This is a genomic window from Microcoleus vaginatus PCC 9802, assembly GCA_022701275.1.
Taxonomy (GTDB): domain Bacteria; phylum Cyanobacteriota; class Cyanobacteriia; order Cyanobacteriales; family Microcoleaceae; genus Microcoleus; species Microcoleus vaginatus_A.
The window spans coordinates 1098037-1118497 of sequence record CP031740.1 but is presented as its reverse complement, the minus strand read 5'-3'; the positions used below and the strand labels follow the sequence as shown (position 1 = coordinate 1118497).

At 47.1% G+C, this 20461-nt stretch carries 14 protein-coding genes; 10 read left to right on the top strand and 4 right to left on the bottom strand.

Annotation, left to right across the window (positions count from 1 at the left end):
* The first annotated feature begins 113 nt into the window (after positions 1–113).
* Both D0A34_04775 and D0A34_04770 read left to right on the top strand, forming a co-directional pair.
* Entirely contained in the window at positions 114–1772 is a 1659-nt protein-coding gene (locus D0A34_04775; protein ID UNU22174.1) for an ABC transporter substrate-binding protein, read from the top strand.
* Positions 1773–2008: 236 nt separating this feature from the next.
* The gene (locus D0A34_04770; GenBank protein ID UNU18270.1) at positions 2009–3019 is read left to right on the top strand and encodes an ABC transporter permease; all 1011 of its coding nucleotides are present in this window, start codon (positions 2009–2011) and stop codon (positions 3017–3019) included.
* Between the two features lie 11 nt (positions 3020–3030).
* Here the strand turns inward: D0A34_04770 and D0A34_04765 are convergent, their stop codons facing one another.
* Complete coding sequence (locus D0A34_04765) at positions 3031–3441, bottom strand: hypothetical protein (GenBank protein UNU18269.1); 411 nt, start codon at positions 3439–3441, stop codon at positions 3031–3033.
* A 571-nt stretch (positions 3442–4012) separates the two neighbouring features.
* Between D0A34_04765 and D0A34_04760 the strand changes: the two genes are divergently transcribed.
* The 4 genes from D0A34_04760 (at position 4013) to D0A34_04745 (ending at position 10692) form a co-directional block, all read left to right on the top strand.
* A complete protein-coding gene (locus D0A34_04760) occupies positions 4013–5881 on the top strand; it encodes an efflux RND transporter periplasmic adaptor subunit (GenBank protein UNU18268.1) in 1869 nt (622 codons plus the stop codon).
* A 142-nt stretch (positions 5882–6023) separates the two neighbouring features.
* On the top strand, positions 6024–7241 hold the full coding sequence (locus D0A34_04755; protein UNU18267.1) for an ABC transporter permease: 1218 nt from the start codon (positions 6024–6026) through the stop codon (positions 7239–7241).
* Positions 7242–7413: 172 nt separating this feature from the next.
* Complete coding sequence (locus D0A34_04750; protein ID UNU18266.1) at positions 7414–8634, top strand: ABC transporter permease; 1221 nt, start codon at positions 7414–7416, stop codon at positions 8632–8634.
* Positions 8635–8961: 327 nt separating this feature from the next.
* A complete protein-coding gene (locus D0A34_04745) occupies positions 8962–10692 on the top strand; it encodes a phosphatase PAP2 family protein (protein UNU18265.1) in 1731 nt (576 codons plus the stop codon).
* Positions 10693–10879: 187 nt separating this feature from the next.
* Here the strand turns inward: D0A34_04745 and D0A34_04740 are convergent, their stop codons facing one another.
* Positions 10880–13855 (bottom strand): PEP-utilizing protein, encoded by a 2976-nt coding sequence (locus D0A34_04740; protein ID UNU18264.1) that lies wholly within the window; start codon positions 13853–13855, stop codon positions 10880–10882.
* A 211-nt stretch (positions 13856–14066) separates the two neighbouring features.
* Between D0A34_04740 and D0A34_04735 the strand changes: the two genes are divergently transcribed.
* Entirely contained in the window at positions 14067–14279 is a 213-nt protein-coding gene (locus D0A34_04735; protein UNU22173.1) for a hypothetical protein, read from the top strand.
* Positions 14280–14739: 460 nt separating this feature from the next.
* Here the strand turns inward: D0A34_04735 and D0A34_04730 are convergent, their stop codons facing one another.
* Positions 14740–15312 carry a hypothetical protein gene (locus D0A34_04730; GenBank protein ID UNU18263.1) on the bottom strand — a complete coding sequence of 191 codons (573 nt, stop codon included), beginning with the start codon at positions 15310–15312 and terminating at the stop codon, positions 14740–14742.
* A gap of 494 nt (positions 15313–15806) precedes the next feature.
* On the bottom strand, positions 15807–16544 hold the full coding sequence (locus D0A34_04725) for a DUF2993 domain-containing protein (GenBank protein ID UNU18262.1): 738 nt from the start codon (positions 16542–16544) through the stop codon (positions 15807–15809).
* Between the two features lie 275 nt (positions 16545–16819).
* Here D0A34_04725 and D0A34_04720 point away from each other — a divergent pair, with 275 nt between their 5' ends.
* The 3 genes from D0A34_04720 to D0A34_04710 all read left to right on the top strand — a co-directional run bounded on the left by D0A34_04720 (position 16820) and on the right by D0A34_04710 (position 19950).
* Positions 16820–18232 carry a histidine kinase gene (locus tag D0A34_04720; protein ID UNU18261.1) on the top strand — a complete coding sequence of 471 codons (1413 nt, stop codon included), beginning with the start codon at positions 16820–16822 and terminating at the stop codon, positions 18230–18232.
* 241 nt (positions 18233–18473) lie between these two features.
* Positions 18474–19067, top strand: coding sequence for a pentapeptide repeat-containing protein (locus D0A34_04715; GenBank protein UNU18260.1), 594 nt, complete (start codon positions 18474–18476; stop codon positions 19065–19067).
* A 127-nt stretch (positions 19068–19194) separates the two neighbouring features.
* Positions 19195–19950 carry a DUF2993 domain-containing protein gene (locus D0A34_04710; GenBank protein UNU18259.1) on the top strand — a complete coding sequence of 252 codons (756 nt, stop codon included), beginning with the start codon at positions 19195–19197 and terminating at the stop codon, positions 19948–19950.
* Positions 19951–20461 lie beyond the last annotated feature (511 nt).

The following is a 20461-nucleotide window of genomic DNA, read 5'->3' as shown; positions in this document are numbered from 1 at the left end:
AATTTTTTTAATATAAACTTAACTAAATGAACTGCAGAGAGCACCGAGGCGGGAGAAAGAGCCAATTATAAATTTATATGAGTACAATTTTTTATTAAATAGGAGTTATGGAAATGAGAGTGTTAAAATCCTGGCGTTTAGTTTTATTAGGTCTAGTTTTTGGGATGGCTGTAATTTTATCAAATTGTGGCACGCCCTCAAACACGGTTAGCAATAATTCTTCAACTTCGACAACTCCTGCTGTGGCTCCACCGGGAGCTTTAGTTTACGGTGCGGGCGGGCCGCCGGTCAATCTGGAACCGGGAAATATTACTGATGGCAATTCGGTGGTTGTTATCGACCAAATTTACAATCGCTTGACTGATTTCAAACCGGGAACTGTGGAACTTGAACCGAGTCTGGCTACTGAATGGTCAAGTTCTAAAGATGGTAAAACTTGGATTTTTAAGTTGCGTTCCGGGGTAAAGTTTCACGACGGCACGGATTTTGATGCGGAAGCTGTTAAGTTTAATGTAGAGCGCTGGTGGGATGTCAAAAATCCTAACGGTTTTCGAGAAGGGGGCAAGAATTATCCGATTTGGAAAGATTTTTTTGGCGGGTTTAAGGGAGAAAAAGATTCTTTAGTAAAAGATGTGGCGGTTGTTGATAAGTCTACAATTAAATTTGTTTTGAATCGACCTTTTGCTGCTTTTCCGTCGGCGATAGGTTCCGCTTATTTCGGGATGGCGAGTCCGGCGGCGGTGAAAAAAGCGGGTGCTAAGTACGGCACTCCGGGGTCGCTGGCGGTGGGTACGGGGCCTTTTGTGTTTCAGGAATGGCGATCGGGCGATCGCATTGTTTTGGAGAAAAATCCGAGTTATTGGAAAACTGGCACGCCAAAAGTCAATCAATTGGTAATTCGTTTTGTTGACGATCCGGCGGCGAGACTGGCTCAGTTGCGAGCAGGACAACTTGATTTTACTGTGGATTTAACGCCGGATCAACTGCAAGAAGTTCAGGGAGATTCTAATTTAGAAGCTGTTGTTCGACCCTCTTTTAATGTCGGTTATTTAGGGTTAAATCCGAGTTACGAACCTTTGTCAAAGCCGGAAGTCAGGCGGGCGATCGCCCAAACAATTAACAAGCCAGCAATAGTCAAAGCTTTCTGGGGAGAACTGGGAAAACATGATTCGCAATTTATCCCGCCTGCGCTGAATTGGGCGGCGTCTGATAAAGTTAAAGATTATGAATTTAACCCGCAGCAAGCTAAAGCAATGCTCGCGAAAGCCGGTTATCCGAACGGTTTTGATTTGGATTTGTGGTATATGCCCGTCAGCCGTCCCTATTTTCCCACGCCGAAGCCGATTGCTGAGGCTTTTGCGGCGGATTTGAGCGCGATCGGGATTCGGGTAAAATTGCTGACTAAAGATTGGTCTGCTTATTTAGCCGATCGGGTAAAACCTCCCGGCTTTCAAGCTTTTATGATGGGTTGGATTGGAGATTACGGCGATCCAGACAATTTTTATTATCCTCACTTCGGGCCTGGTTCCACGGGGGATTTGGGAAATTGGAAAAATCCGAAAGTTCTGGAACTTTTGGATCGGGGGAGGGCGAGTGGCGATAAAGCAGCTAGGGCGAAAATTTATGCCGAAGTTAGCGAGATTTTGCATGGGGAAGCTGTGCGTTTGCCGATCGTACATTCGCAGCCGCTTTTAGGGAAACGCAAGAATATTCAAGGTTGGATTCCAAGTCCTTTGGGGTCGGAGTCTTTTGAGGATGTTAGTAAGTCTTGAAAATCGGGGAGAATGTGCGTTGCTAAGCACCCTACATTATACTTCTTCTCATTGCGATCTGATTTTGCTTAAAGCTTTGCAATTGCTTTCCTTCGGAGCGCGAAAGCTAACACTCTCGCAATGACAAATAGTTTTATCGGATTTTAAGCACAATCGTAGGGTGCGTCAGCACACTAAAACTTCGGAAAATTTAACAAGTCTTCAAGCTGACGCACCCTACAAGCTAAAATAAAGCCATGTTTCAATATATTGTTAAACGTTTGCTGGGACTATTGCCAGTCCTTTTCGGAATCACTCTGCTAGTATTTATATTTTTGCATTTGATACCCGGAGACCCAGCTACAGTGCTTTTGGGAGAACGGGGAACTCCCGAACAAGTGGAAGCTTTGAAAGCAAGGTTGGGTCTGAATCAGCCTTTGCCTTTGCAATATTTGGCGTTTTTAGGGAGTTTGCTGCGCTTTGATTTGGGAAATAGCATTATTAGCGGTATTCCCATAATTGATGAAATTAGAAGTCGCTGGCCTGCTACTTTTGAACTGTCTGTGGTGGCGATGTTGGTGGCACTTTTTATCGGAATTCCGGCGGGGATTTTGGCTGCTGTCCGGAAAAATAGCTGGCTGGACAATCTCGCGATGAGCGGTTCGTTAATTGGCGTATCTTTGCCGGTGTATTGGTTGGGATTGATGTTGATTTATTTGTTTGCTGTTTATCTGAAATGGCTCCCTCCAAGCGGGCGGATTACTGTAGATTTGGGGTTTGGTTTTAAGTCGATTACGGGTGTTTATGTTTTGGATTCTTTGCTGAGGTGGGATTTGGTTGCTTTGCGAGATGCGATCGCCCATTTAATCCTTCCCGCTTTGACTTTAGGAACTATTCCTCTGGCTATTATAGCTCGCATCACTCGTTCTGCAATGCTGGAAGTGCTTTCTCAAGATTACATCCGCACTGCAAGGGCTAAGGGATTGCCGGAATATTGGGTGATTTTGAAACACGCTTTGAAAAATGCGTTTTTGCCGATCGTCACAACTATAGGTTTGCAGTTCGGCACTCTTTTAGGCGGCGCTATTCTGACGGAAACGATTTTCTCCTGGCCGGGAATTGGTTCTTGGATTTATACGGGTATTCTGACCCGGGATTACCCAATTGTCCAAGGAGGAGTAATTTTTGTAGCTGTAACTTTTGTACTAATTAATCTGGCGGTTGATATTTCCTATGCTTTTTTCGATCCGAGAATTCAGTACCGTTAATGAAAAGGAAATCAGACACGAAATGCTTGTTTAACATGCGGCTGCTGCAGGTAGTAAATGCTAGCCACTGCAAAACCCAGAGTTAAAAAATTGACTGCTGTACCGCCGCGGCCAAACATTCTAACAATTTGCACGATGGTGGCGATGATATGGACAATTAACGTTCCCGTCCAAGCCCAATTTTTGACTTGAAACAAACCCCAAGTTAAGAGTAAGGATAGGAAACCTAATATGAAACTGATCGCAGCAAAAATTCCAATCAAGCCGCCAATTACAGCCCCAATTTTTGCCCCGCCGAAAGCCGCACCGAGACCGCCAAAAATGCCTGGAAAAAGTAAGATCAACAAGCCTTCAAGCAGACTGAAAATGCCGCTAATTAGCTGCAAGATTGCCAAAACTGTAACGCTTTGAGGACGATTCATTGTTTTGATTTTCCATTTTTAACGGATTTGAAAAATATTTTAACCTGTTGGGGGCACAGGGCGGAAATGTATTCAGGATTTACGCACCGCTACCCGTCGAACGGAGTTTCTGCGGGGATTCTTCGCGGACAAACCTGTTATTTCTCGCAGAAGCCGGGTTTATGAGAGTATGCGTCTTAATATTTTGCCCTTAGGAGCTTAGAACTGGCAGAGCCCGCTGCGCTCGCGAACACGAGTCCGCAATGACCTAGTGACGGTTGATCGCCCGCTGTCAGATCCGCCTTTGTTGCTGGTGAGGAGCGCGCCCCGAGATCCCAAAAATGATATTATTTACTAAAATATATTTTAATTGGCCAGTAGCCGGGAGAGATTCTGTTTGGGCCCACCTCTTTAGGCTGAAAAAACTTAACATTATTTAATAAGTTGCAACGATTAGCTATAATTGCTTACAGGTGCTGGTTGGGGAACTTTTTTTAAATCACCCGATCGGATGAGTCTGATAGACGATGCCAAGCATCAGCAAAAATTTTACCTTTAAAGGTAATCCTGAGATTAAATTAGGTGAGTCGGTATGATCGTTAGCCCTAAAAAGGAAACTGCTCAGGTCAAGGTGGAAGATACTCAGACTTTAGACACCAAGGCCGCAGAGACCAAAATTGCAGATAACAAAACCGCCCAAAAGCAGTCTCCGAAGAAACCCGCGCGCAAACCGCAGCGGTGGGCGATTGGGTTGGTTGCAGCCGGGTTGCTAGCTGTGCCGACCACCATATATATAGCAAAAAGTCGATCGCAGCCGAAAGTAGATGCGATCGCCACTATGACAGTGCCGGTGGAAGCGCAAAACCTCACGGTGCGGATCACATCGAGCGGCACGGTGCAGCCCGTACAGCGCGTGAATCTCAGCCCCAAAGGCTCCGGCCGCATAGCAGAATTATTTGTCGAACAGGGCGATAAAGTGGAAGCAGGACAAATCGTGGCCCGCATGGAAAGCCGCGATGTAGAAGCTCAACTGGCTCAAGCTAAAGCCCGCGAAGCCAGCGTGCGAGCCAAACTCGCCCAAATCGAAGCCGGAAATAGATCGGAAGACATCGCCAGCGCCCGAGCGCGCTTAGATCAAGCCGAGGCCAGTCTCGCGCAAGCCCAAGCCGGCAGCCGCGTTGAAGAAGTTGCAGGAGCCAGAGCCCGCTTGCAGCAAACTCAGGCTGGATTGCAGCGACTGCGAGCTGGCAGCCGGGTTGAAGAAGTCAGCCAAGCGCGAGCTCGTTTAGCACAAGCTCAAGCTCGTTTAGCAGATGCTCAAACCGGCAGTGTCAAACAAGAAATTGCCCAAGCACAAACGCAAATTGACTCGAGTAAAGCCCAAGCCGAACTAACCGCTCAACGGGTAGAACGCAATCGCCCGCTAGTGGAAGAAGGCGCTCTGGCTAAAGATAAACTGGATGAACTGATCAAAGAAAATCGCACTGCTCAAGCTAAATTAATAGAATCCCAAAGACGCCTGCAACAACTGCAAGAAAGTCGGGAGTCGCAAATTCAGCAACTGCAAGCTGCTGTGCAAGTCGAGCAGCAAGCATTGAAGCAATTGCAAAACGGCACGCGATCCGAAGAAATTGCTCAAGCCGAAGCAGAAGTGGCCGAAGCAAAAAGCAAATTAGCGCAAGTAGAAAACGGCAACCGTCCAGAAGAAATCGCCAAAGCCGAAGCAGCAGTTGCTGAAGCAAAAAGCCAATTGGCGGCACAAGAAAACGGTTCTCGCCCGGAAGAAATAGCTCAAGCTCAAGCTGAATTAGCCGAAGCTCAAGCTCAAGTCCGCTTTCAAGAAGTGCAGTTAGAAGATACGAAAGTTCGCGCTCCTTTTGCTGGAATAATTACCCAAAGATACGCAATCCAAGGAGCCTTTGTAACTCCGGCAACTTCGGCCTCGGAAGCTACTTCGGCAACTTCCACATCGATTGTCGCTCTCGCAAGAGATGTGGAAGTTTTAGCGAAAGTCCCGGAGGCTGATATCAGTCAAATTAAACCGGGCCAAGAAGTTGAAATAGTGGCTGATGCTTATCCAGATAAAGTGTTTAAAGGTCGCGTTAAATTAATTGCGCCGGAAGCTGTTAAGGAACGGGATGTGACGCTATTTCAAGTTCGAGTTGCCATTGATACAGGCAAAGAGTCGCTGCAATCGGGGATGAATGTAGATTTGAGATTTGTCGGTCAAAAGCTGAGCAATGCTTTAGTTGTGCCGACGGTGGCAATTGTGACTAATAAAGGTCAAACGGGTGTGCTAGTTCCTGATGAGAAACAACAGCCGAAGTTTAAGCCTGTTACGGTTGGCTCGACTATTGGCAACAAAATTCAGATTTTAGAGGGTGCAAAAGCGGGCGATCGCGTTTTTACCGAACTTCCTCAAGGTAAAAAGCTGGAGGATATTATCAAGAATCAGAAATAGGGCATGGGGCAGAGGGCAGAAGGCATTACCAATTGTGAATTGCAAATTGGTTGTTTGTTATTTGTTATTTCATGGTTGCTCCTTTTTCCCTCTTCCCTCTTCCTTCTTCCTTCTTCCTTCTTCCTTCTTCCTTCTAAAAATTATGGATATTGTTGAAAGCGTCAAAATGGCCGTCACAACTTTGATGGCAAACAAGCTTCGCAGCACCTTGACGATGTTAGGAATTATCATAGGCAATGCTTCTGTCATTTCGATGATCGGTATCGGGGAAGGAGCTCAAACATTTATCGAGGGACAAGTTAACTCTCTGGGTTCAAACTTGCTATTTATTATTCCCGGAAGTCCTGAAGCCCAAAGCCGCCCAGTGATTCCGCCCCAGACTTTAGTAGTGGAAGATGCAGAGGCGATCGCATCTCAAGTTCCTTCTGTCCAAGAAGTCGCACCAACTCTCAATGACAGTCAACTCGTTACCTACCGCAACAAAAATGTCTCATCTTCTATTGTCGGAACTACCCCAGAATTTCTGACAGTCAGAAGCTTTGATGTTGGTCAAGGTCGTTTTTTAAGCAAATTAGATTTAGAAAGACAAGAAAATGTGGTTGCTTTAGGATCGGAAGCAGCCGAACAATTATTTGGCAATACGCAGCCAGTTGGTCAATACATTCGCATCAAAAACTCGACGTTTCAAGTGATTGGAGTCATGCAGGCAAAAGGTTCCAGCTTTGGCGACAATCAAGATATGAACGTTTATTTGCCGCTGACAACAATGGCCAATCGGATCGTAGGTCGCTCGTCTCCCTACGGTACAAAAGTAACATTTATTTCGGTTGCAATTAAAGATGAAACCATGATGCAAGCCGCCCAATTTCAAATAGAAAATCTGCTCAGATTGCGTCATAAAATCACTAAAGAGGATGATTTTACTGTTCGCAACCAGAAAGATTTAATGAATACTTTGGGCAGTATTACTGGTGCTTTGACGTTGATGTTGGCTTTTGTGGCGGCAATTTCGCTGTTTGTGGGGGGCATCGGGATTATGAATATCATGCTGGTTTCTGTTACCGAACGCACGAAGGAAATTGGGCTGAGAAAGGCGATCGGAGCATCTCCGCAGGATATTCTGATTCAGTTTATGATAGAGGCTGTGATTTTGTCGGCGGCAGGCGGGGCGATCGGCACTGGATTCGGTATCGGCGGCGTGCTTTTAGTAGCTGCTTTTACTCCCCTGCAAGCTAGCGTTTCCCCAGTGGCGATCGCACTTGCAGTCGGTGTTTCCGGCAGCATCGGCTTATTCTTCGGCATTGTACCCGCAAAACAAGCTGCTAAATTAGACCCGATTGTGGCATTGAGAAGTGCTTAATTAGTTTGTTGACGGTTGGCTGTTGAAGGTTGACTGTGGACTTGTAGTAATTAATTATTAAGTGTGTCATTTTCGCTGTGCGTCGCAATCCCAATGCCCTGGGATTTTGACGCACAGCAAACCATGACATAGGGCTGTCTTTCTTGTTTCTTCTTGTTCATTTAAAAAAAATATGAATTTTATTGAAAGCGTCAAAATGGCAGGTCAAACACTGCTAGCAAACAAAACTCGCAGCAGTTTAACCATGATTGGCATGATTGTCGGCAACGCATCAGTAATTGCCATGATTGGAATTGGAGAAGGAGCTCAAAAATTTGTAGCAGGACAAGTTCAATCCCTGGGTACAAACGTATTAATCGTGAGGCCTGGAGTTCCCAACGCTAGGCGAAGTTCTCTGACAAACGTGCCTCAAACTCTCGTATTGCCAGATGCAAAGGCGATCGCAACTCAAGTCCCCTCCGTTCAAGGCGTGTCAGCGGAACTTAACAGTTCCGAAATAGTTCGCTACAGCAACAAAAATGTTTCGGCTCTAATTTTTGGCACGATCCCCGAATTTCTAGAAGTCAGAAGCTTTGAAATGGCAAAAGGGCGGTTTTTGACCGAACTTGATGTTAAGCAAAGTAACCAAGTTGTGGTTCTCGGTTCAGAATTAGCGGAGAAACTTTTTGGCAATACAAATCCCTTGGGCGAACAGGTGCGTATCCAAAATGTCAGCCTCAAAGTAATTGGAGTATTGGCGCCCAAAGGCACCTCTTTTGGTACGAATTTTGACAATTCCGCCGCTGTGCCGATCGCCACAATGGCCAATCGCATAGTCGGGCGCAAATCTCCCTACGGTTTGGCGGTCACGTCGATATTTATTTCGATTAAAGATGAATCGCAAATGGACGCGGCGCAATTTCAGGTGGAAAACCTGCTGAGATTGCGACACAAAATTACTACCGAAGATGATTTTAGTGTCAGAAACCAGAAAGATTTAATGGCAAGAATGGGGGCAATTTCCGGCGCTTTGACTCTCATGTTAACTGCTGTTGCCAGCATTTCCCTATTAGTCGGCGGCATTGGGATTATGAACATTATGCTTGTGTCTGTTAGCGAACGCACTCAGGAAATTGGGCTCAGAAAGGCGATCGGCGCATCCCAACAAGATATCTTGTTTCAATTTATTGTAGAAGCTGTAATTTTGTCGGCTGCCGGAGGGATAGTCGGTACTTGCGTAGGTGTGGGCGGTATCTTGCTTGTAGGTAATTTCACGCCCTTGCAAGCTGGTATTTCGCCCGTAGCGATCGCCCTTGCTGTCAGTGTATCCGGTGCAGTTGGCCTCTTCTTCGGCGTTGTCCCCGCCCGCCAAGCCGCCAAACTAGACCCGATCGCAGCCTTGAGAAGTGCTTAATCAATATATACTTACTCAGTTACACAATCCCCACCTTTTATGAAGGTAAAAATTAAATGGCTCTACATTAAAAAAAAATGTTTTTTTGTAAAACTTTAACTAAGTTGCAGTATGGGAGGCAGTTTTAAGGACTGTATTTTTACGCACATTTAGATCGCAAAACTTTATAAAAAGCCCATTAAATATTAAAGATTCAATAAAGCGGGGTTGTGGTGTTTACATCTCCGCCAGAAAGTTTAATAATATTAAACTAGGGGTAAACACACTTAAGCATCTATAGAGTTTACGAAACCTTTGCGATTTAATCAAAATATCCAATAAATAAACATGGCATCCCTCTCCCCAACTCCTAACTTTGACTATTTCCAAGGAACCACCGAAGCAGACAGATTTAACGCCTTGGATGGCAACGACATCATTTATGCCAACAGCGGAGACGACTATCTAGAAGGCGATGCAGGCAAAGACAAAATCTGCGGCGACCCAGGCAACGATACGATTCTTGGCGGTGCGGACAATGACATCCTCTGGGGAGGCAAAGGCACCGACCTAATTGGTGGCGATTCGGGGAACGACATCATCTACGCGGGCGCAGGCAGCGATACCATGAGCGGCGGCACAGGCGATGATATATTTGCCATTGCTAAAGGCAGCGGCGGCCCAACTGTAGCCACAGCCGACTACATCGCCGACTTCGGCAACGGCAATGACCAAATTCGCTGGGTAGACGGCCTCACATTTGAAGATTTAAACATCCAGCAAGGCACCGGTGCCAACAGCAACAGCACCGTAATTCAAGACAAACTCACGGGCGAATATTTAGCAGTCTTGCAGGGAGTCAACAGCAACACAATCAACCGCGACCAATTCACAAATCAGCTATCGGCAAACCCTGTCATCGAGTGGAACGGAGTCATGCTGAATGCAGTGCGGACAGCCAGCACCGCGCCTCCCCTCGCCTCCCGCAACATGGCAATGGTTCACGCAGCCATTTACGATTCTGTTAACTCCATCAGCAAAAAATACACCCCTTACCTCGTGGAAATAGACCCACCAGCAGGCACATCAGCAGAAGCAGCCACCGCCGCGGCCGCCCACCGCGTCTTAGTCAGCGTCTACCCAGCGCAAGCAGCCACATTCAACGAAGTATACGCATCGTCTTTAGCTAAAATTACCGACGGCAAAGCCAAAGAAGACGGGATTGCCCTCGGACAGCAAGTTGCTGACCAAATTATCAGTTCGCGGAGTACAGACGGCATCACGAAAGTAGTGCAGTACACCCCCTCAACCGACCTTGGCAGTTGGGTGCCGACTCCCCCCGCCCTTGCCGCTGCGCTGGCGCCACAGTGGGCAGAAGTTACTCCCTTTGCGATGACTAGCGGTTCTCAGTTCCGCCCGGACGGCCCGCCCGCCCTTGAAAGCGCCCAGTACGCAGAGGAACTTAACTACGTCCAAGAAATGGGCAAAAGTGACAGCCTCACGCGCACCCCAGACCAAACTGCGATCGCCAAATTCTGGGCCAACGGCGCTGGGACGTTTACGCCTCCGGGCCACTGGAACCAAATCGCCGAAGAAACAGCGACTCTCACGGGTCAATCCTTAGAAGATAGCGCCCGCTTGTTCGCCCTGCTGAATATTGCTCTGGCCGATGCAGCTATTAGCTGCTGGGATGCCAAGTACCAGTACAATTTATGGCGGCCGGTGACAGCTATCCGCCAAGCTGACACAGACAACAATCCCGAAACGACAGCCGACGCCCAGTGGACGCCGCTGCTAACTACTCCGCCGTTCCCTGAGTACACGTCGGGCCATAGTACCTTTAGCGGTGCGGCAGATCCTATTATGAGTTCTGTATTTGGTTCGGATTACGGCTTTGGAGATCGGGGAGACAGGACTGTCAACAGTTTGCGAACCTTTGAAAACTTCAGCGAAGCGGCCGATGAATCGGGCATGAGTCGCATTTACGGAGGCATTCATTTCATGAGTGCTAACGTAGATGGTTTGAGTGCGGGTAGAAATGTGGGGAACTATGTTGTCCAGAATTTCTTAAAGGCTTAGGAAAGTCGGGGCGGGTTTACGAGATTATTGGTTTGAGCTTACATCTTTCACCATTTTCAAGAACGGGCAAGATGCCGGTTCCACAAAACTCAATTTTATTGTCGAATGGGCATCTTGCCCGTTCCGCAAGATGCCTGTTTTACAAGAAATCAACTCTTTGTGGAACAGGCATCTTGCCTGTTGCTAATTATTCCAGCAGTTCTACAGTGCCGAGATACCCGTCTACTCGTACTTTTTGACCGTCTCGCAAGCGAGTGGTCGCTTCAGAAATATTCATGACTGCGGGAATTTTGTACTCGCGAGCGATTATTGCTCCGTGAGATAGTTGGCCGCCAACTTCGGCTATAATTGCTGTTGCTCCTAATAGCAGCGGTGCCCAACCTGCATCGGTGTAAGGAACTACTGCGATCGCATTTTCTCCTAAATCTGTGCTCGCGGTGCGGCAAATCTTGACAAAGCCTTCGACACGACCAATACTTGCTGGAATTCCCTGCATGATATTAGTTGCGGATGTGGCAAGTTCGATCGACCTTTTCTGAGAATTCGGCAGCAAATTGCCGTAGACTACAGGGGGAATCGGGCGATCGCGATCGGCTAAGAGGCGATCGCGCCTTTGGCTAATTGTATCCTTAAACGAAACACTCGCCCCGCTGCGAATCCACTGCTGAATTTCCCCAAATTCCAGATAAAAAATATCCCCGCTTTCCTGAAACACCTGCATTGCCAATCCGCAAGCTTCAATCTCCAAAAAAGTCCAGCGTAAATGAGCCAACAACCGCGCGTAGATTTGGCTAATTTCGTTTTTGACGCTCGCTCGCTCCTGACATTTATCTAATCGCCACTTCTGCCCCAACGTCAAGCTTAATTTCCGCTTTTCGACTAAAGTAATTTCGGCTTTTTGAGCCATAGTTATTAGCAGTTTTTGGTAAGTTTCCGGCTGTTCTCGCCAAGTAGGAACTGCAATATCAGTTCCCACTTCGCTCAAATATCCGTAGATATCAAGCCACTTTTCAAATTCTGCTTGTAAAGGGGGAGTTTCAGCAAATGTCTGTGCTAAATGTGCGAATGAAACAGTTTCGTCAGGCTGCGAAACAGCAGCTTGCCGCAATTTCTTAGCCAACTGCTGCAACCCTCGCACCGAAGCAATTTCAGGAGCGCTGTCATTGTCCAGCCATTCATCAGAAACGCGAAAAATTGCCTTGCGAATAGCCAGCCCGATCGGCCCTAATATATTGTAGTAAGTAATCGGTTTTAGCAACTCCTGAATTTGTTCGGCTCTCTCCAACAATTCCGTTAAATCCGTTGCCGAACTTCCTTCTTCCTTCTCCAATTTTTGGAGTGCGGGGAGGAAAATAGAAGTGCGATCGCGTTTAAATTCTGCATTCAGCGCCCTCTCCCGTTGCACCAAACGCCACAAACCGGGCAAAGAAGGCAAAATCTTGCCCAAAGGCGGCTTGCCCATTTTTTGCCCTCTCAGCAAAAATTCCAAACCCTGCTCTGGCAATCCCATCATCCGAAAAATTTCGCCCAACAAAGTCGCATTAAAATAGGCGTGAGAACCAAGCAAAGTTGCCGTTTCGTTAAAATTTAAACCGATCGCGCGATCGCCCAAAACCACCTGAAAAATCTCTCCCCACACCCCGCAAGTCAACGGCCGATTAATCGACCAAGTTAGCGGACGAATTGCACCGGGAATCACTTCTGCTGCAATAGTGCGCGTCCAAAACGGCTGTAAATTTGTAATCGGTCGGCTTTGCAAAATCCAAACTTTTTCCCCGTCCCAACTCCACTCAATATCCTGCGGGATGCCGTGAAAAAAAGCTTCGATTGCTTGCGCTTGTTTCACCAATTTTGCTATAATCGATTTATCAATAATTGAATTATTTTCAAATTCACTTAAACTTTCTTCTAATGATTCAGGTATACTAAAATCTATTTCTAAATGAACCGGAGTAACTTGTCCGCCGACAACTGATTCAGCACCTCCAGGCAAAGCTTCAATAATAATCTGGGAACCGCCATCTAAAGGATTGCGGCTGAACATGACTCCCGCAATTTGGCTGTCAATGTAAGGCTGAATCAATACAGCCATTTGGGTATTGGGAAGTTGTCGTTGGCGGCGGTAAGCCACAGCTTCGGAAGTCCAATAAGACTGGCGGCAGCGATTAATTGCATCGAGCAATTCGGCTTCGGTGAAAACAGGGCCAATAGTTTGATATTGTCCCGCGGCCGAACTCGTATCGCCATCTTCTCCCGCAGCAGAAGAACGCACAATCATTCGATTTTGGATTTTGGATTTTAGATTTTGGATTACAGAATTACTGATTAACAGTCGATCGGCATTTTCCTCATCCCCTCTTCCCTCTTCCTTCTTCCCTCTTCCTTCTTCCTTCTTCCTTCTTCCTTCTTCCTTCTCCCCTCTTCCTTCTTCCTTCTTCCCTCTTCCTTCTTCCTTCGATGACAATATAAAACCCGTAGGTACGTTAAAACCTGCGCGTTTCAGTTGAGACAATTTAGCAGCTTTATCGCCGCAGATTGCAGCATCTAACGAGTCATCAAGAGAAAACAATTGTTCTGATTTAGATAAAGCCATATCATCACCCTGAGTGAAATTAATTGCTGCTAACAACAAAGCTAATCCTGTTGCTGCTAAAAATTCAGGCATTGATTGTCGCCACACCCAAACCCAGATTGGGGTACACAGACACCCGCAACGGGAAGCAAAGAGTCTCGCCCGATCGCCCTCACCCCACCACCGCTGTGCCAAACCCCACGCCAGCAGCCCCCAAATGCCGGATGATACAGCCACTGGCGGCGAAAATACCAAAAGACCCCAAACCGCGTTGGTCACGCCTCCACCTCGGGCGATCGCATATCTGCCCGCAACTAGAGGAATTAACAGGGCGATCGCGATCGCAGGTGCATCCGGGAAGCAAAATCGCCCCGCCAAAACTGGCACAATACCTCTGGCAATTTCTACCAACACCGCAGCAATTCCCGCTAATTTCCCCCCGTGAATGAAAGCTGCAGACACCCCCACATTCCCCGTGCCCAGCGCCCTCAAATCTCGGCGGCTAAACACTCGCACCGCCCATTCCGTTAGCGGTAAAGCACCCAGGCTGAAACTAGCAGCCAACAGCAATGCTATTGTCCCCAACGGCATAAAATCAGCTCTCCTATTTTCAAGCTCTAAACATTATGACCGCAATACTGCCACTTTTTCAGCCTTCAGATATATCAACCAAACGTCCTTAGCACTTAAAATAATGTAAAAGTAGAGTAGATAAGGATTTAGCCTAATGATAGATATCAGCTTGACCACTCCCATAGCAGTTGTTGTTGCACCCATCAAGCGAGTAATGATTGATCTGCTGATGCAGCAGCCCGTGCCGGAATCAAGTGTCAGCTTGAACACTCCAATAGCACTTCTTGTTGCTGGCTTTATTGCCGCAACTACGATCGGCTCCGTCGCGTGGTACAACTCCAAGCGCCCCCCCGGTTGGGAAGCCAAAGAACGCCCTGATTTTGTACCGAAAGTTGATAAAGACGATTTGATTTCTGAGGTTTCTGACTCCAAAGGTAAATAAAACAAAGTTTCTTTAGAGCCATAAAAGCAGGGCTTGTGCATTAATGAGAAAACTCGGTCATTGCCAGTTGTCATTGCCAGCCGGAGCGCCGCAATTTCAATGGTTCACTTTTCCATTTTTGGCGCAAGTCCTATAAATTTCCCATCCCAACCTAAAATATAAAATATCCGTAAGGTGCGCCATAACCACCCTACACATAAAGGGCTTACGAAAAAAGTAAGTAGTTTTACACGATACATATAGCGTAAGGTGCGCCATAACCACCCTACATATACAGGACTGACGAAATAAGTAATTTTACACGATTAATATAGGGTAGGGTGCGCCGAGCGCACCCTACAAATTCTGCGTCCAAGAAAGATATAGAATACAAGTTCTGCGTAAGTCTTTTATGGAATTGTGTAGGGACACTTCTGAAAAAGCCCCTACACATCGGCGATACCGCGCAAGTTCTGCTTGCTTATTTTTGCAGCGGATTGAGTTTCGTAACTGAGCTTTCCTTAGCATCTTCAGCGCTATCTTTCACGAAAGCAGAAGCATCCTGAAAGGCGGCGCCTACTCTCTCTAAAAGTTTGGCATCGGGATCGCTGCGGTCGAATACGGGTTGAGCCTTAGCCGGCTGTCCGTCTGGCGTGTCTAACAGAGTTTTATCTCCGCCGAGTTCGAGGTCGAACTTGTCAGTTTCCATCGGTGCAGAACCCGGATAAAGCAGCTTTGAGGAATTAGATTCCCCGGTAGTCGCGGCCAGGAGACGATCGCCCACGATCGACAAATCAGCCCGATTCTTTTCTGCTTTAGCAGGCGATTGATTGACTTTAGGGTCGGTAGACATTTGATAATTCGTGTATCCATCTCCACCGCCCTTGTGGGGGTTATTCATTCCTCCCATTTGAACGGGAGGATTCTCAGGCCGAGCACCTCGAACATCGCCGGAATTGCAAGCGGTGCTGGTAAACAGCACCACACCTGCCATCAATACAGTCAAAAATTGACCGATACGCAGTCTTTTAAAAAAAGCAGTTACTGTGTTCACAAAATTTTTCCAATTTTTTACTACTACTTGTCAAGAGTAAAAATAAACTCCCCACGCCTGCCTCTAACGGCGGTAATATTTTGCCACGGAGTGCTATCTATTTTTTTATAACTTTAGAGGGATTTAAAAAGTGTGATCGCGTTCGATTGATTATTTTTGGTAGAACTTACACCCGGGTATTTAGAAACCCGGTAAGAAAGCCGGGTTTCTAGAGTAAGTTTGGTTGAGACACTCATACCCGACAAGAAAAGGGCGGAGGTAGTTTCAAAGCATAGTCTTCGGGCGCGTCAGTTCCAATAATTGCTCGATGTCAAAAGCTTTTCTGTTTTTGACCACGCCCAAAAACGGATACTTGCGAAAGACTCCTGCCGTGGAGTTATAAAAATTTTAGACTCTTGTTCAAGCAGCCAGATTCATCTTTGGAGTAAATCTAACATCTAAAATCTCAAATCCATTGACGCACCCTACCAGCTACTAGCCTCAGAACGCTACTGCTAATTTGGGAATTTTTCTACTTTCGCTTCAGCTTCCAAAGTCAGCACACCAGCTTCCACATTTAGCTGTTGGACCCGCAGGGACATTCCCTCAAGTTCAAAATTTCGCAAGTTTAAAACTTCACCAGCTTTGTCTGCCAAAGCTTCAGTTAACTCCGGCGAAAATTCCTTGTTTTCGGAATACTCGACATCCTGAAGAGAAATTGCCCAACCGCCCGCTGCGATCTCAGGTTTGGATGTAAATTGAATTTTTTCCGTGGAGGCAGTTTCCCGCACCAATACCTCAGCATTTAAAGCGATTTTTCCGGTTAGCAATTGGCACTCAATAGTTTTAACGTCTATTGTCTGCTGTTGTCCGTCAACAGTAACTTTTAAGTTTTTCAGTTTCCTGCTGATGTATTCGGAATTAAAAGCGCGGTTGATATCGCTTTCTGTTAAAACTGCGCGGGCGCCACCGAAGGCAGGCCCGTTCAGTTCAATTTTGCCAAACATAGCGGTGAGGGGATTGACTGCAATATCCTTGACGTGAATTTGCAATTCTTCCACGCGCAAATCTTGTTGCATTACCAATCCTTTGCCCTCAACGGCAACGGCCTGTACTTCTCCCTGGGCTAGCTGGAGGGGATCGGTGTTAACTGTGACAGACAAAGTTTCGGATTCGTCTAATTTGCTCGCAATAGCAATCTCGGCTACTTTGTCGATCGCCTGTTCCCCTAAACTTCTATTTTGTTGAAGCACGCTCAGAATTCCTAATAATATTGTTTTAAAAATAGTAGTTAATACCTAAGTCATTTACCGTCTTCCTCTCGGCCGGTTTCTCGTCTGAAAAAAACTCAGCCAAAGACAGAGGGTTTCCAGAAAATTACTAAAATTAATCAGGTGCTCTTCGGCGCACTCTACATTGACTCGGTTGCGAAGCGGTGAAAAGTCAAAAACTCGCATTTTTGCCCAAAGTCTTTTCTAGAAGTTCAATCGCCCGCTACAATAAGTAAGAGCCGGCACCGCTTTTTGCAATGAATCCAGAATCAACTCTCGCTAGACTACAAGCTACGCTTCCCGATGGAAAACTGCCTTCTAGCTACGGGGTATACTTCAAAAACACCCTTGTAGCCCTATGTCACGCCCTAGAAGACCACATTTTGCAAACCAGTGGCGGGGACAAGAGCGAACTCCAACCATTAGTTTTGGTAACGTTTCAGCAGGGTAAATGGTATTTACAGGAAGCCGATCGCTACCTAGATATTGCTAATGCCTCTCGGCACGTTGTCATAGGTGCAGTAGCCGACAGCGGTTTCGCTACTCACAAAACCGGGCAATTAGAAAATGTATCTTTAATAAATCTCGATGAGAACGACCCCATAATCGAAGAATGGAATTTAATCATCGTCGCCCCGACATACAAAGCAATGGTGCTTTGCCGCGAACTTTCAGCCCAGGAATACTTGCCCGAGGGCAAGCCTGAAGTAGATACAGAACGAAAGTTCTACGGTTTGTGGTCGTTTGACCAGTCTTTGGTGTCGGCTGCTGCAGAAATTTTTATAGAACAGACGCGACATTACAACTCTCCCCTGGCCGACAGTTTGCTGGAAATGTACCACGAAATCCTGGCTACCATTGGCCCGCCCTTGGCCGACATTAGTGGCGTGGTATCGCGGATAGTCACTTACCTGCAAAGTTCTCAGCAGCAAATGGTAGCAATTAACCGCCAAACCCGCGAGTTGTGGGAATTGGAAGGTCAAGCTTTGCGCGTCAGCCGCAATTTGAACGCTAACAAACTTCAAGCTTTTCTGCGTATGGCCCAGCGCGTGGACGAACGCGATACCTCAAATCCTACAGCGTCTTTGCAGGTGGCGGCTTTGTCGGAAACTTTGGGTCAACTCCTGGATTTGCCGGCTTTGCAGTTGCGGAGGCTGCGGCTGGCTGGATTGCTATTTCGAGTCGGCTTAGTTTCTGCCCCGAATGAGGTGTTCGATCGCACTCCCGATGCTTTTGACCAAGCAACTTTCTCATTTTGGCGCGATCGCAGTTTCATTGGTTCGCAACTGCTGCAAGCAATGCCGGAACTATCACCTGTGGCGGAAATTGTCAAGCACCAACTCGAATATTGGGACGGCAGCGGCAGGCCAGAGGGTTTGCGAGCCGAAACCATACCCGTTGCTTCGCGGATTTTGGGGCTGGTCGCTGATTTTCAAGAATTGACTCAACCGCGTGGCGATCGTCCGGCTTTGAGTTTGAGCGAAGCTTTGGAACAGTGCCGCGAACTGTCTGGCACTCGCTTCGATCCGGCTTTGGTGGAAACTCTCAGCAACGTCGTCAGACTGGCAGAAATGGGTTTGATGCAGTTACCAACTCGCCCGAGCCAACTGCCTAACGTGTGGTTGGAGGATTTGGGCGATCGAACGACCGCGACCGCTCCGGCATTATAAAATAACTGGATTGGTAATGGGCGATCGGTAATTGGTAATTGGGAACTTGTACAGAGCTTGTGCTGAGCGTAGCTGAAGTGCCTAGCCCAAGTATTGGGCATTTAAAACTCAGCACAAAATCTTTTCCAACACTACAAAAAATCAGCCTGTGCTTGCTAAGCGTACCCTACCACTGGGAGTTGTAGCAGGAGCCTGTCTGTGGGCTAATGACTAATGACCAATGACTGATGACTAAAAACTAATGACTAATGACCTCGAAGCCATACGAAAAGGCAAAATTTTGATGTTGGCCGGTACTGATTTAGCCGGCCAAGACTTAGCGGGAGCCGATCTCGGCGGTGCTAACTTGTCTCAAGCCAACTTGAGTGGAGCTAATCTCGCCGGCGCTAACTTGCAGCGGGCCGTATTGCGAGCCAACCTCCGCGGCGCTGACTTGAGCGGCGCTGACTTGCGAGGCGCAGATTTTCGGAATGCCGATTTGCGGGGAGCTTCCTTCGCTAACGCTTTAGTCCGCGACGCAAGTTTTGGGGGTGCTTTTTTGACGGGGGCATCCATCGGCAATTTGGATTTGAGCGGTGTCGATTTGCGGGGCGCTGATTTGCGGGGCGCTGCTTTGGCTCGGGCAATTTTGCACTCCGCCGATTTGAGCAATGCCAATTTGTCCGGCGCTGATTTGTCAGGAGCTGACTTGGAAGAAGCGATCCTGAATGGAGCCGTACTGCGCGGCGCTAACCTGACGGGCGCTAATTTGCTTTGCGCCATGATCGAACAAACCCTTTGGGATGGAGCGTTGCTCGATCGCGCCTGTCTCCAAGGCACCCCCCTGAGCCGTTAAATTTCAACAATGTTGTTTTGAAGACAGACAAAAAACAAGATCTGCTTATGAGGTGAATAAGCACAAGCGATTTTTACATTTCTTAATATGGGGTTATAATGGCGACTGTAGACGAGCAAACGAATAAATGGTAGCAGCTTTGTTTAGCGGTACATCCTTTCAAGGTCAAAGTGGCGATCGCCTTGTTAGTAAAGTAGCAGGAGCTGCGATCGCAGCCTTATTCAAGCGTTCTGAAAAGGCCGAAGCCAACATCCGAGTCGAACCAGTAGCCAAACTCTTGCAGGGAAGCATCGACGGTTTCGACTTTGTTGGCAAAGGTATGTTGATGTACAACGGCCTCCGCATAGAAGTGATGGAACTCTACCTGCAAGCACTCTCCATTGATTTTGGGGCGATTTTTGCAGGTCAAGTCAAATTGCGACAGCCTACCCAGGCAAATATGCGAGTAGTCTTAAGTCGATCGGATTTAACCACCTCATTCAATACACCTTTTGTAGTTGAAAAACTCCAGAAGCTGAAGTACCAAGAGCAATCTCTGCACTTTCAAAACACTGAAGTCAGCTTCGGAGCCGACAAATCCATTCGGCTTCAGTCCGAAATTACCGTAGGCGATGCCAGCGAACCCGTCAAAATAGATATTACAGCTCAATTGCAAGTAGAAGACCGACGCAAAATCCAATTTGTCAGCGTTACTTACGGCGGTGACGGGCAAGCAATAGACTTGGGTCAAGCTATAATTGCCCACGTAAATAACTTGCTAGACTTAGACAAATTTGCCTTAGAAGGCACTCAACTGCGAGTAGACCGCTGCCGAGTTCAGAACGACGAGCTGGTTTTCTACGGTTGGGCTGGTATCGAACAGTTCCCCAAAGGCAAGCGCTAAACCTCAGCCTGCTGAGGTGGCCAAATGAAACTTGTTTGAGGAATTTTATAGCTTAACAACAAAACCCGCCCAGGCGGGTTTTGCTATTTTAGCGACAGTTGTTAAGCTGTCGCGCTGCTAGGGTAAGGTCGCGCTATAGCCTTTATGACAAAAATTCGGTACACCGAAATCGGTGTTGCCAAGCTTCTTAAGTTTGATTTCATACCTCATCTAGCCAAGAAATGCTATTTCCGGCGTATTTACAGAACTAAGTTGTCGCGCATTTAATTAATCAACTACTGCGTACTTAAACTCTTGTGGGGTGGCCACTCCTAGCGCACCCTCAAGCTTAAATTTAAATCAAAATAGTTGATTCACTGGGATTCTATTTTCGCCTCAAAATCAGCACTCAGGTTGATGCGCTCGCATAAATTATCTTGATAAAGTTAGATTGTCCTCAACCCAGAAACCGGGTTTGAAGGACTAAGTTCTCTGGTAAAGGGCGATCGCCAGGATTTGAACAACCCGGTTG

Coding starts and splice junctions, on each gene's coding strand:
- D0A34_04710 (UNU18259.1), top strand. CDS start 19,195: ATGGTAGCAGCTTTGTTTAGCGGTACATCCTTTCAAGGTCAAAGTGGC.
- D0A34_04765 (UNU18269.1), bottom strand. CDS start 3,441: ATGAATCGTCCTCAAAGCGTTACAGTTTTGGCAATCTTGCAGCTAATT.
- D0A34_04750 (UNU18266.1), top strand. CDS start 7,414: ATGAATTTTATTGAAAGCGTCAAAATGGCAGGTCAAACACTGCTAGCA.
- D0A34_04775 (UNU22174.1), top strand. CDS start 114: ATGAGAGTGTTAAAATCCTGGCGTTTAGTTTTATTAGGTCTAGTTTTT.
- D0A34_04715 (UNU18260.1), top strand. CDS start 18,474: ATGACTAATGACCTCGAAGCCATACGAAAAGGCAAAATTTTGATGTTG.
- D0A34_04760 (UNU18268.1), top strand. CDS start 4,013: ATGATCGTTAGCCCTAAAAAGGAAACTGCTCAGGTCAAGGTGGAAGAT.
- D0A34_04740 (UNU18264.1), bottom strand. CDS start 13,855: ATGCCGTTGGGGACAATAGCATTGCTGTTGGCTGCTAGTTTCAGCCTG.
- D0A34_04745 (UNU18265.1), top strand. CDS start 8,962: ATGGCATCCCTCTCCCCAACTCCTAACTTTGACTATTTCCAAGGAACC.
- D0A34_04735 (UNU22173.1), top strand. CDS start 14,067: ATGCAGCAGCCCGTGCCGGAATCAAGTGTCAGCTTGAACACTCCAATA.
- D0A34_04720 (UNU18261.1), top strand. CDS start 16,820: ATGAATCCAGAATCAACTCTCGCTAGACTACAAGCTACGCTTCCCGAT.
- D0A34_04755 (UNU18267.1), top strand. CDS start 6,024: ATGGATATTGTTGAAAGCGTCAAAATGGCCGTCACAACTTTGATGGCA.
- D0A34_04770 (UNU18270.1), top strand. CDS start 2,009: ATGTTTCAATATATTGTTAAACGTTTGCTGGGACTATTGCCAGTCCTT.